We start from the raw sequence: 12,732 nt of genomic DNA, 5'->3' as shown, positions 1-12,732 counted from the left end.
TGGCGAAGGCTCGCGCGGCGAGTGCGTGGGCTAGGACGCCGCAGATTGAGGCTTGTAGAGGCGAGTAGCCTTGCGCGAGCAGCCCGCCGATGAGCCCTGCGAGCACGTCGCCGCTGCCGCCCTTTGCGAGCGCGGCACTGCCCTTGTCGCAGACGTAGATGATGCCTGCCTGCGCGATGAGTGTGTTTGCGCCCTTTAGTACGAGTACACCGCTAAATTTCTCGCTCCACGCCCGCGCAAGCTCGAAGCGCCGCTCTTGCAACTCGCTCACGCTAAGATCTGCGATGCCCGCGATCTTTAAAAGCGAGCAGAACTCCTTCGGATGGGGCGTTAGGATTAAATTTGAATTGGTGTCTAGCAGGCTTAAAATTTCGCGTTCGTAGCACAGATCGGCGTCGATGACGCAGCTTTTGTCCCGCAGCGCGGCAAGATCGATCTTCCGCTCTCCCAGCCCGCAGCCGCAGACCACGACCCGCGCGTGCTCAAATGAGCTTTTTTGCATCAAAATCGGGCTTAAATTTAACGGCTCATCGCTAACGATGCTAACGAGCCCGCTGCCGATCGCGTGAGCCGCCAGAGCCGCCATTTGCGCCGCTCCGCTCATCTGTCCGCTTACGATGTAGGTGTGCCCGAAGTCGCCCTTATTGGTATTTTGCTTCGTGCGTAGCGGCAGCTTCAGATCGCTTTTTTGAAGCAGAAAATATTCGCTTCTCCTTTCAAAATTTGAGCGCGAAATTCCAAGATTTGCGACCTTGATCCGCCCTACATAATCCTTCGCCGCATCCGAAAACAGCGCGAGCTTCAGCGCTCCCATCGCGATCGTCAGATCCGCACAAAAGGCACAGCCTAAAATGCGCCCGCTCTTATCGATGCCGCTTGGGATATCGACTGCGATTTTTAGGGATTTCGTGCCGTTTGCGAGAGATAAAATTTCACAAATTTCAGCGCTTATCGGTTTATTCAAACCGCTGCCGAAAATCCCGTCGATTATGCAGTCTGCGCTTGTAATCTCATCGTGCAGGATGCGCGGTTCGCCGCATTCGTTGCCTAGCTTGCCGAAATCTCCGCCGTCTTCTGCGGTTTCAAATTTAGCGCTTGTAAATTTCGCGCATAATTTATCGTCGCCGCCCGAAATGTCCGCGCCGCTTAGGCTTTCGCGCTCGCCTCGCGGCTCGCTCGCGCCAGCGTCTTTTAAATAGGAGCCGCTTGCACTTTCGTGCGCGCAAGCATCCTTGCTAGATGCGCTACCTGCGTGCTTGTAAGCGGCTTTTGCGCTTGCGATATCGATAAGCCTAACGCCCGCAGCCCGCGCCGCATCAGCTTGAAATTTACCCGCTGCGCTTCTGTTTTGAAGCACGCAAAGCGCGGTGCAGCTAAAATCGCCGCTTAGCTTTCGCAGCGCTGCCAGCGCGTCCGCGCCGTTATTTCCGCCGCCGCAAAGCGCCAAAATGCGCGAACCCTTTTTGAGCCGCTTTCTGATCTCGCTCTCGATCCTGCCTGCGGCGTTTTCCATTAAAATTTGCTCACTAAGTCCAAATTTTGCGCTCGCTCGCGCGTCAAGCTCCTCGGTGCTAAAGAAAATTTTTTTCAAATTTCGCTCCTTATGCGAAAGCTAAGAGCCTCCAAAATATGCGCCTTGGCGATGATCTCGGTGCCTGCTAGATCGGCGATCGTGCGGGCGAGCTTTAGCGTCTTATTTACGCCGCGCTGCGAAAGATCGTAGCGGGTGATCGCCGTTTGCAAAACCTCCTGCGCAGCGCTTTCGCAGATACAAAATTTTTCAGTATCCTCGTCGCGTAGCTTTGCGTTTAGCTCGCTCTGCCCGCGAGCCTTTTGCGCGCGAAATGCCCGCAGCACCGCATCCGCCATCTCCTCGCTGCAAACGTCGCTTTTATCGTCCGCGCCGGTCTCGTCCATCGCGACGTATATGTCGATGCGATCGAGCAAGGGCGCGGAGATCGTGTTTTTGTAGCGCCTGATGTCGTTTAGCGAGCAGGTGCAGGTGAGGTTTTTGGAGAATAGATTTCCGCACGGGCAGGGGTTTTGCGCAGCGACGAAGATAAATTTCGTTTGGTATTCGACCTTAGAATTTACGCGCGAAATCAAAATTCTATTATCCTCCAGCGGCTCGCGCAGGCTTTCTAAAATTCGCTTGCCGAAGTGCGGCAGCTCGTCGAAAAATAGCTCGCCGCCGTTTGCAAGCGCGACCTCGCCGATCTTTGCGCCGCTACTGCCGCCGCCGAAAATCGAGCTACGCGTGCTGGTGTGGTGTGGTGAGCGGAAGGGGCGCAGTGCGCTAAAATCGACATCTTTGTTGTTTAGCGACTCGTAGGCGCACGAGAGCAGTACTTCGCCCAGGCTCTGCGGCGGCAGAATTCTGGCTATCCGCTTGGCGCACATACTTTTGCCGCAGCCCGGGCTGCCCTCAAAGAGGATATTGTGCATGCCGCATGCGGCGATCAGGCTCGCGCGTTTAGCGCGCTTTTGCCCTTTGACGTCTTTGAAATCGAGCGAAAAATCGCGGTTGGGGACGTAAGCTTGCCCGTCAATCTCCACGACGTTTTTAAAAAGCGGATGGGTTTCTCGCATGAGTCTGCTTGCGGCGAATTCCTCGTCTAAAAAAAATCTGACCGCGTCGCTTAGGCTACCCACGGCATAAACGTCGTAGTTTGGGATCGTGCAGGCCTTTAGAGCGATACTTTGCGGCACTAAAATTTTAGCGCGTCTCACCTTCGTGCTTAAAAAAAGCAGGATCGAAAAGAGGCTCGCCGTGCTCTTTAAGCTGCCGTCTAAACCGAGCTCGCCGAAGACGAAGAAATCGCCGTCAATGTGCTCTTTTTGCAGCGCGATTAGAAGTGCGATCGCAAGATCGAAGTGCGAGCCGTTTTTGGGCGTGTCGGAGGGGGAGAGATTTATGATGATTTTGGAGGCGGGAAATTTAAAATTTAGGCTCACAAGCGCCGCTTTTACGCGGCTTTCACTTTCTTTTATCGTAGCGCCCGCAAGACCGACGATATTAAATCCCGGCAGCCCCCGCACGAATGTCGATTCAACCTCTACGGGGATCAGTGCATCCGTGAAGGCAGCGCATTTTAGGGATTTCATTTCGATTTTTCTTTTAGGCTTTTTTTGAATTCTTTATCAAATTTTTTGCGTTTGTTGTATCCGATGCGCTCGATAAAAAGATGTCCGTCGAGGTGGTCCATCTCGTGCTGGATACAGACGGCTAGTAGCTCGCTAGCGTCCATTTCGTGGGTATTGCCGGCGCGGTCTTGAAACTGCACCGTGATAAACTCGGCGCGTGTGACGTCCTCATAAAAGCCAGGCACCGACAAGCAGCCCTCCTGGTAAACGACCTCGCCTTCCTTTTTTAAAATTTGCGGATTGATGATCTCGATGAGGTCCTTTTTGTCTTGGATTTTTTCCTCATTGGCTAAATTTATGATCAAAGCACGCACGGGCCTGCCTACCTGGATGGCGGCAAGACCTATGCCGTTTTTTGCGATCATCGTCTCATACATATTGTCTAAAAGCTCGCCCAGCGCCGCGTCGAATTTAACGACCTCGATCGATCTTTGATAAAGCTTTTTATTCGGATAGGTAAGGACGTCCAGGATCATCTATTTAAAGCTCTTTTGAAGTACTTGATCGATCAGTCCGTATTGCACGGCATCATCGGCGCTCATGAAAAAGTCGCGATCGGTGTCCTTTTCGACCTGCGCGAGATCTTTGCCGGAATTTTGCGAAAGGATGCCATTCAGAATTTCTTTCATTCGTAAAATTTCTTTGGCTTGGATCTCGATGTCGGTAGCCTGGCCTTGCGCGCCGCCTAGGGGCTGATGGATCATTATGCGCGAGTTTGGAAGCGCGTAGCGTTTGCCTTTGGCGCCACAGCTTAGCAAAAACGCCCCCATCGACGCCGCTTGCCCGATACAGATCGTGCTAACGTCCGGTTTGATGTAATTCATCGTGTCATAAATGCTAAATCCGCTCGTAACCACGCCGCCCGGAGAGTTGATGTATAGATAGATATCCTTATCCGGATCCTCCGCCTCCAAAAACAGAAGCTGCGCGACGATCGAGCTTGCCACTGCGTCGTCGATCTCGCCGCTAAGCATTACGATACGGTCTTTTAGCAGCCTCGAGTAGATGTCGTAGCTGCGCTCTCCGCGGCCGGTCTGCTCTATAACGTAAGGAATCACCATTATTCGCCTTTCGCTTCTTTTTTGCCCTGCTTGGAGAAAATATCGTTAAATAGCTTTTCTTCGATCAGCGCCATTTTGACGGCCGGTAACATGCCGTTGTCGCGGTATCTATTTAGATGCTCCTTCGGATCGGCGCCGTAGGTGTAGGCCTCCATATAGACCGCTTGGACGAGCTCCTGATCGCTTACGTCGATATTGCGCTTTTTGGCTAGCTCGTCGATTAAGAATGTAAGTTTGACGCTGTTTTCGGCAGCCTTTCTAAACTCTTCGCGTTTTTTATCAAGGGCGTCTTTGTTATTTTTAAATTCCTCGATCTGCTCTTTTGAAAAGCCGCTCCAGGCGTTGTTAAACTGCAAATTTATCTCCTGCTCGACGATCGCTTTTGGAAGCGCGAAGTTAAATTTTTCGGCGAGCGCGTCGGCAAATTTAGGCTTTAGATCCTCGTTTATCAGCTTTTGAAGCTTATCGTTTTTGATGCGCTCTTTGATGCGCGCTTCAAATTTCTCCTTGCTCGGCTCCACTTCTCCCGGAAGCGCTTGCTTTAGCTCCTCCTCGCCGAGCTCTTTGGCAGGTTTTTTAGCCTGAATTTCATGAAGCTTGACTTTAAAGATCGCGTCCTTGCCGGCTAAATTTTTCGCGCCGTAATTCTCGGGGAATTTAACCGCTACGTCGCGCTCCTCGCCCACTCTAAGTCCGATCATACCGTCTTCAAAGCCCGGGATAAATTGATTTGATCCGATCTGAAGGACGTAATCCTGCGCCTTGCCGCCGTCGAATGGCTTGCCGTCCACGAAGCCTTCGAAGTCGAATTTCGCAAAATCGTCTTTGGCTAGAATTTTTTTGTTGGTTTTAGAAAGCGGCGCGATCATCTGCAAAAATTCCGCCACTTTCTCGTCGATCTCTTTTTGAGTAACGCGCGGACTGCTAAATTTCGGGATCAGCTCCTCGTAGCCCTCGACGCTAACCTCTGGTCTGAAAGAAATTTCGATCTCGACATCGATGTCGCCTTTGTTTTCGTCAAATTTAGAAAAGACCGGCTCGGATAAAATTTCCTCCTGTTTTTTCTTTAAAATTTTAAGAGACTCGTCGATCATATTTTTAAGAAGTTCCTGTTTTGCGTCGCCCTCAAGCTGTTTGCCGTATCGCTTCAAAACCACTGCGGTAGGCACTTTACCCTGTCTGAATCCGTCGATTCTTAGCTGCTTGGAGGCCTTTTTGGCCAGCTCTTCTACTTTGGCTGCGACCTGCTTTGCTTCGATCTTGCTCGCAGCGACCGCATTCGCGGCGTCTTTCATTTTTGCTTTTACTTCCATAAAATTCCTTTAGAAAATTTAAAAATAGCTCGTAATATATCAAAAAATTTCTTATTTAAAGTATAAATTCCTAAAATTTGCCGAGTCTAAGCGGCTCGCAGCTTTTAAATTTTAAAATTTTTAAGAGCCCGCCTTGAAATTTAAAGCGGGACTAAGGTTAAAATTTTACCGATACGTTAAACATAAACTGCCGCGCGTAGCCCATTTGAATAGGTATCACGCTCGTGGTCGTGCCGGTTGAGGATGAGGTATAGTATTTTTTGTCGGTCAAATTTTTGACATTGAACGAAAAATTCGTATCATAGCCCAAAATTTTAGTATCGTAGCTCACGAAGGCGTCATAAACTACGGCGTGAGACAGCTTAAACGCCGTTCCTGCGGGCACGCTCGGTAGGTTCGTGCGCATATAGTAGGTGTACCACGAGCCGAAGTATCGTGCGCCGCCGCCCAGCCTAAGCCCCTTTGCGCCTAGATGTGCGAAATCGTAGTTGGCAAATAGGCTTGCTTGGTGCTTTGGCGTCGCTTCCAGCGGTTTGCCGATTAGCACCGCAAAAGCGCCGTCGTCCTCACGCACTCTCGTTTTGGTATATGCATAGCTCGCCGACATGCTAAGTCCCTGCGTCACGCGCCCGTTTATATCGAGCTCAAATCCTCGCGAGCGGGCCTTGCCGATCGTCTCACTTATATTATTTACCGTTCGCAGGATGTTTCTTTTATCGATATTAAACACCGCCGCGCCCGCAGTGACGCGATCGTTTTGAAATTTAGTGCCGAACTCCACGGATTTGCCTTCCTCCGGCTTTAGATCGCCGCCTATCGCCTCGCCTATGGACATCTGCGGCGTGAAGCTTTGCGCGTAGTTAGTATATACCGACCACTGCGGGCTTAACAGGTACAAAAGCCCGCCCTGATAGGTCGTAGCGGCCTTTTTCTGATCGGTGTTGTTCGGTCCTTGCCAGCTTTGTTTGGCTACTTGATCGTAAAATTCCCTACGCACGCCCAAAGAAAGTATCAACTCGTCGGTTAAATTTATATTATCTTGGGTGTAAATACCGATCGTTCTTAGCTTTTGATATTGTATTTTTGGCTCTCTATCGTTCGTTAGGACGGCGCCCGAAGCGGTCCGTCCGGTAAGCATATTGATGCGCCCTGCGGTGCCTTTTAGCGCGCCCGGGCGGTATCTGTAGTAGTTTTTGTAATCCGTGCCGAAAAGAACGTCGTGCTTAAGCGCGCCCGTTTCAAATTTGCCGTTTAGCGTGACGCTTGCTGCGTGCGTGCGGTGTATGAAATTATCGTAGTAGTTATACGATCGCGTCGTGCCGGTAAGGCCTTGGGGCGTGAATGGATTGTTCGGACGGACGTAGCCGTATTCGTGCTTGCTGCGCGAGAAAGCATAGGCGCCTTTTAATATCCAATCCTCGTTAAATTCCTTCTCAAAGCCGAAATCAACCGTATCGAGCTTGCTTTGTAGTTTATTTACCGGCTCGTCGAAGCGGACTTTACCGCTGCCGTAAATTTTACCCGTACTCGGCACTAAAAACGCGCCGCGATCCACTGGATCGGTAGAGCGGCTATGGGTATAGCCTAAGCTTATCGAATAATCGTCTCCTTGATACGCAAGCGACGGCGCAAAGAGCGTGTTTTTTATACTGCCGAAATTTCGCCAATAATCCTTCGCGTAGTAATCGAATATAAATCTATACGCAAAGCCGCTATCTGCGATCGGTCCTGTAGTATCAAATCCCGCGTCCCAATAGTTGCGGTTGCCTAGCCCGCCCCAAAGCTCATTTATAAACTCATACTGCGGCTTTTTAGTTACCATGTTTATGACGCCGCCCGGTTGCTGCGCGCCGTAGAGCATGCTCGCGGGCCCTTTTAGAACCTCGACGCTTTGAATGGTTTTATTGTAGTTGTGCATCACGGCGCCCGGCACGCCGTTGCGCATAATCGAGCCGTCGCGACCCTCGCCGAAGCCGCGCTTGATGATCGCATCGAAAATATTTCCCGTCGTATTTGCGTAGCTTATGCCGCTTACGTTTTGCAGCGATTCCGCTAAGGTGTCTGGCTTTTTGTCCTTTAGATACTGCTGCGTTACGACGTTTACGGTTTGCGGAATTTCTAAAATTCTCTTAGTCGTCTTGCCGATCTCGCTGCGTACGGCGCGGTAGCCGTCGTCGTTATTCGCCCATTCTACGACCTCGATATTGCCTAGGTTTTCGCCCGAGGCGGAGCTTGCCGCGGCGTTTTGTTCGGCGCAAGCAAAGGAAAAAAGCGCCAAAGCCGCACCAAAACTCATCTTAAATTTCATTACCGAACTCCTTGTAGATAAAGCTTATCGAAACGATGGATTTTAAACAAAAATTTATTAAATTTAAATATATTATCATTAACATAATGAGATTGATAAAATTTCGCGTGGAATTTTAAAATTTATCAGCGTTATAAAAGGCGTTTTTGAGTAATATCGCGCATCGATCTTTAAGGAATTGCTAAAAATGAACGAAAAAAGCCGAGCTAAATTCGAAAACTGCGTGTCGCAGATGCTTGAAATTTTAGGCGAGGATCCGAAACGCGACGGGCTTGCGAAGACGCCCGAGCGCGTAGCCAAAGCCTATGAGTTTCTAACTAGCGGCTACGAGCTGGATCCAAAAGAAATTTTAAACGACGCGCTGTTTGAGAGCAGCAACAACGAGATGGTTTTGATAAAAGATATAGAATTTTATAGTCTCTGCGAACACCATCTGCTGCCGATCATCGGGCGCGCACACGTCGCGTATATCCCGAATAAAAAGGTCGTGGGGCTTAGTAAAATTCCGCGTATGGTAAATATTTTCGCGCGCAGGCTGCAGATCCAAGAGCAGCTTACCGAGCAGATCGCAAGCGCCATCCAGGAGGTGATCCGTCCGCTCGGCGTGGGCGTGGTGCTTCAAGCGCGGCACATGTGTATGGAGATGCGCGGCGTGCAAAAGATCAACTCGACTACGACTACGTCGGCACTGCGGGGGCTTTTTATCAGCCGAAACGACACGCGCAAGGAATTTTTCGATCTAATAAATTCTCCGAAAACTTTTGGTTTTTAAAACGGTAAGCGTTAAAGAAAAATTTAGCAATTATGTTATATTATCGTGCGAAATTGATAAAAGAGCGAAATTGTCTGATTAAATTTCAGACAAATTTTAGAAAGGAATTTTATGCAGCGCGTTTATTTGGATAATAACGCCACTACGATGGTCGATCCCGAAGTTTTTGAGGAGATGAAGCCGTTTTTTTGCGATAAATACGGCAATCCAAACTCCCTTCACAGCTTCGGTAGCGAGACTCATCCCGCGCTAAGAACTGCGATGGATAGGCTCTATGCGGGACTCGGCGCTGCGGATGCGGACGATATCGTCATCACAAGCTGTGCGACCGAGAGCAATAACTGGGTTTTAAAAGGAATTTACTACGATAAAATTCTAACCGGCGAGAAGGATAATATCATCATAAGCTCCGTCGAGCACCCCGCAATCAGCGCGACCTGTGCTTTTTTAGAAAAAATTTGCGGCGTAAAGATTACTCGCCTGGGCGTCGATAAAGACGGACTAATCGATCTTGACGAGCTTGCCGAAAAAATTAACGACAAAACCGCGCTTGTTAGCGTGATGTGGGCAAATAACGAAACCGGCACGATTTTTCCCGTTAAACAGATCGCACGTATTGCGCATGAGCGCGGTGCGCTATATCACGCCGACGCGGTGCAGGCCGTAGGCAAGATAAAGGTAAACGTGCGCGATGCCGACGTGGATTTTTTAAGCCTTTCGGGGCATAAATTTCACGCTCCAAAGGGCGTCGGCGCGCTTTATATCAAAGATAGCAAGCCGCTTACGAGCCTGCTTCACGGCGGAGAGCATATGGGCGGACGCCGTAGCGGCACGCTAAACGTCGCGGGTATCGTGGGGCTCGGCAAAGCTTTAGAACTAGCGAATAAATTTATGGATTTTGAGCGCACTCAGGTAAGCAGATTTCGCGATAAGCTGGAAGATGCGCTTTTGCAAATTTCAAACGTAAGCGTCGTGGGTGATCGCAGCATTCGCGTGCCAAACACCATCCTCGCCTCGATCCAAGGCGTTGAAGGAGAGGCGATGCTGTGGGATCTAAATAAAGCGGGCATAGCCGCTTCTACTGGCTCCGCGTGCGCGAGCGAGGCGCTCGAGAATAACCCGATAATGGAAGCGATCGGCGCGGATAAGGAGCTGGCGCATACGGCGCTAAGGCTTTCGCTGTCGCGCTTTACGACGGAGGCGGAGATCGATTACGCGATCGAGCATATAGGCAAAGCTATCGCCCGTCTTCGCGGGATTTCAAGCACGTTTGCTTACGCGCCGCAAGGTTATGAGAAAAATAAAGGATAAAAAATGGCAAAAAATAGTTTGATAAACGGCTCGATCTGGGAGCAATACTCGCAAAAAGTGCAGGATCGCATGAATAATCCTCGCTATATGGGCGAGATCACCGAGGAGGAAGCAAAGGCTAGAGGCGGTAAGCTAGTGGTCGCGGACTTCGGCGCCGAGAGTTGCGGCGATGCGGTGCGGTTATATTGGCTAATAGATCCTAAAACCGATAGAATTTTAGACGCTAAATTTAAAAGCTTCGGCTGCGGCACGGCGATTGCGAGTTCGGACACGATGGCTGAGCTTTGTATCGGAAAGACCGTCGATCAAGCGGTAAAGATTACAAATTTAGACGTAGAGCACGCGATGCGCGATAATCCCGATGAACCTGCCGTACCGCCGCAAAAGATGCACTGCTCGGTCATGGCATACGATGTCATCAAGCAGGCTGCAGCGAATTATAAGGGCGTCGATCCCGCGCATTTCGAGGATGAGATCATCGTGTGCGACTGCGCGCGCGTAAGCCTCGGCACGATCAAAGAGGTGATCCGCCTAAACGATCTTCATACGGTCGAGGAGATCACGCAATACACCAAAGCGGGCGCGTTTTGTAAATCCTGCGTGCGCCCGGGCGGACACGAGGAGAAGGATTACTATCTGGTCGATATTTTAAAGCAAACCAGAGAGGAGATGGAGCGAGAGAGACTTCAAGCTCAAGCCGAGGCGAGTGCCGCTAATAACGTGAAAGCGGGAGCGGAGATGAGCTTTGAGCAGTTAAATTTGATCGGTAAATTTAAAGCGGTCGAAGGGGTGCTTGACGAGGATATCCGCCCGATGCTTCAGATGGACGGCGGCAATCTCGACGTCATCGACATTAGGCCTGCAGACGACGGCAAAACGGATATCTATATCCGCTACCTAGGCGCTTGCAGCGGCTGCGCCAGCGGTGCGAGCGGCACATTATACGCGATCGAAAATGTTTTGCAAGAAAACCTTAGCCCAAACATCCGCGTAATGCCGATCTAGGGCTATTACTGCTACGTTTGCATCTTAGCTTAGTCTTACGAAATTTTAAGAGCTTAAGCTTCTGCGCAACAGCGGAGCTAAATTTCGCCCCTTAGCTAAATTCGCAATTAGACGCTAAATCTGCGTAGAATTTCGCCGTTTGCTTTTAAGAATATCGTAAATTTCGCTAAGGTTTTCTAACGTGAAATCCATCCGTAAAATTTTGTTTATAAATTTAATTAAAAGCTTTTTCGCTCGTGTAAGTTTTTTTATGAGATTTCATTTGTAAATTAAACATAGAATTTCTCCGCGAATTTCATCTTTTCATAAATTTAGATGAAAATGCGCCATAAATCGCAGAATTTTAGCTGGCTATAATTTCTTTTTATTATAATTGCGCCTTATTTCAACTAAAAGGGGAGCAAATGAAAGTATTTGTTTTGGCGGCTCTACTACTTGGTTTTCTATCTGCAAATTCTTTGGATCAGATCAAAAAAGATAGGCTCGTTCGCATCGGTGTATATAACGATCAGCCGCCGTTTAGTGCGCTCGTAGACGGCAAATACAGGGGATTTGAGATTGCTCTTGGCGAGAAGCTCGGTAAGGAGATTTTCGGCGATAATCCTGGCAAGGTAAAATTTATCCCGATCACGGCTTCAAGACGCATTAGCGCTTTACAGCGCAATGAAGCGGATATGGTGATTGCGACCTTTACTCCTACGCCCACGCGAGCGAAAAAAGTAGATTTTTCGGAGCCTTATTTTAAGGTGCAGGTAGGTGTGTTAGCCAAAAAAGACGAAAATATCACGAGCTTCGATCAACTCCGCAAAAAGAGGATTTTCGTCATCAAACACTCTCCTATTCACAATTTCTTACGCAAAGCGGGCTTCAGAAAGAATTTGAATTTCTGCGCCAGCTCGGCTAAATGCTACCGCGCTTTCAAAAGGGCGAAAAATGCCGTGCATGTCGATGATAACCTAATCCTGCATGCATACGCAATCATCGATAATAAAACGCAGGTTGCTTTGGATGGTCTAGGTAAGCAAACTTACAACGCAATCGCCGTGCAGAAGGGCAATAATGCGCTGCTAGAGCTAATCAATACATCTTTAGCAGGACTAAAAAAAGATGGATTTTTGGATAAGACCTTTGATGATACGCTCGGGATTTTTTATCATGGCACGATCGATAAGAAGGAATTCTTGGTTGAATAAAATTTCGTGCAGAATTTAATTCGTGCGCTTGACCTCCGCTTGAAATTCGTTTTATTGTAATGACTAAGTGGGAGAATACGTTGCGGGCTTAATTTGCTTTTAGAATTCGGTCTTGATTTTGCTTGCCTCTCCTAAAACGCAAATTTTATCGGGATTTGTGAGGCTATTTAAAACGCACGCACCGCTAGCGCGAAATTCCATTTTCGGAAGTAAAATTTTAAGCGATTCGGCTGCATTTAAAATTTACGCAACTTTTATAGAGTCCGTTTCAATTTTGCGTCTCACAAAGCCCGCGCTAGCTTGTAAATTTCTATTTTTTCAGCTCCAAATACCTGCTCCGTAGCTACAATTTTATGATTTAAATTTTAAAAATTCCTCTAAAAGGAGTTAAACTCCCAAGCGCTATTGCCGCCTCGGTATGGGGGAGCCAAAATTTCGCTTTGTATCAAAGGTAAATCCTATGCAAAGTGCACACTAAATGAGCAGGCGAAGCAAATAATTTCAAATTTAGCCTACCTGTCTTATCGGCGCCGCGAAGCTGCATATTACAAAGACGCGGCGAATACAAAGAATGGTCGTAAAATTTTACCTCAAGAGCTAATCTCGATTTATTTTACTAGCTCAT

Annotated in this window: 10 protein-coding genes; 4 read left to right on the top strand and 6 right to left on the bottom strand. The window is 48.9% G+C overall.

The window, feature by feature from the left end:
* The 6 genes from Q0095_RS06540 to Q0095_RS06515 form a co-directional block, all read right to left on the bottom strand.
* On the bottom strand, positions 1-1,591 hold a 1,591-nt coding region (locus Q0095_RS06540), incomplete at its 3' end, for an NAD(P)H-hydrate dehydratase (protein ID WP_297882488.1).
* Complete coding sequence (locus tag Q0095_RS06535) at positions 1,588-3,105, bottom strand: YifB family Mg chelatase-like AAA ATPase (RefSeq protein ID WP_297882487.1); 1,518 nt, start codon at positions 3,103-3,105, stop codon at positions 1,588-1,590. The genes Q0095_RS06535 and Q0095_RS06540, both read right to left, overlap by 4 nt.
* The gene (gene def / locus Q0095_RS06530) at positions 3,102-3,620 is read right to left on the bottom strand and encodes a peptide deformylase (RefSeq protein WP_297882485.1); all 519 of its coding nucleotides are present in this window, start codon (positions 3,618-3,620) and stop codon (positions 3,102-3,104) included. Before def ends, Q0095_RS06535 begins: the two co-directional genes overlap by 4 nt.
* Positions 3,621-4,205: an ATP-dependent Clp endopeptidase proteolytic subunit ClpP gene (gene clpP / locus Q0095_RS06525; RefSeq protein ID WP_297882483.1), complete on the bottom strand. Its 585-nt coding sequence runs from the start codon at positions 4,203-4,205 to the stop codon at positions 3,621-3,623.
* Positions 4,205-5,518 carry a trigger factor gene (gene tig / locus Q0095_RS06520; RefSeq protein WP_297882481.1) on the bottom strand — a complete coding sequence of 438 codons (1,314 nt, stop codon included), beginning with the start codon at positions 5,516-5,518 and terminating at the stop codon, positions 4,205-4,207. The genes clpP and tig overlap by 1 nt, the downstream gene beginning before the upstream one ends.
* Positions 5,519-5,675: 157 nt before the next feature.
* Positions 5,676-7,826, bottom strand: coding sequence for a TonB-dependent siderophore receptor (locus Q0095_RS06515; protein WP_297882479.1), 2,151 nt, complete (start codon positions 7,824-7,826; stop codon positions 5,676-5,678).
* Positions 7,827-8,013: 187 nt separating this feature from the next.
* Here Q0095_RS06515 and folE point away from each other — a divergent pair, with 187 nt between their 5' ends.
* From folE to Q0095_RS06495, 4 genes are all read left to right on the top strand, one after another.
* The gene (folE, locus tag Q0095_RS06510; protein ID WP_297882477.1) at positions 8,014-8,598 is read left to right on the top strand and encodes a GTP cyclohydrolase I FolE; all 585 of its coding nucleotides are present in this window, start codon (positions 8,014-8,016) and stop codon (positions 8,596-8,598) included.
* Between the two features lie 111 nt (positions 8,599-8,709).
* Positions 8,710-9,909: a NifS family cysteine desulfurase gene (locus Q0095_RS06505; protein WP_297882475.1), complete on the top strand. Its 1,200-nt coding sequence runs from the start codon at positions 8,710-8,712 to the stop codon at positions 9,907-9,909.
* A gap of 3 nt (positions 9,910-9,912) precedes the next feature.
* Positions 9,913-10,914 (top strand): iron-sulfur cluster assembly scaffold protein, encoded by a 1,002-nt coding sequence (locus tag Q0095_RS06500; protein ID WP_297882473.1) that lies wholly within the window; start codon positions 9,913-9,915, stop codon positions 10,912-10,914.
* Positions 10,915-11,318: 404 nt separating this feature from the next.
* Positions 11,319-12,107, top strand: coding sequence for a transporter substrate-binding domain-containing protein (locus tag Q0095_RS06495; RefSeq protein ID WP_297882471.1), 789 nt, complete (start codon positions 11,319-11,321; stop codon positions 12,105-12,107).
* Positions 12,108-12,732: the final 625 nt, after the last annotated feature.

Origin of the sequence: uncultured Campylobacter sp. (assembly GCF_938045535.1) — a bacterium.
Classification (GTDB): Bacteria; Campylobacterota; Campylobacteria; order Campylobacterales; family Campylobacteraceae; genus Campylobacter_B.
Note: the sequence above shows the minus strand (reverse complement) of the source record. Positions and strands in the feature narration are given on the sequence as shown.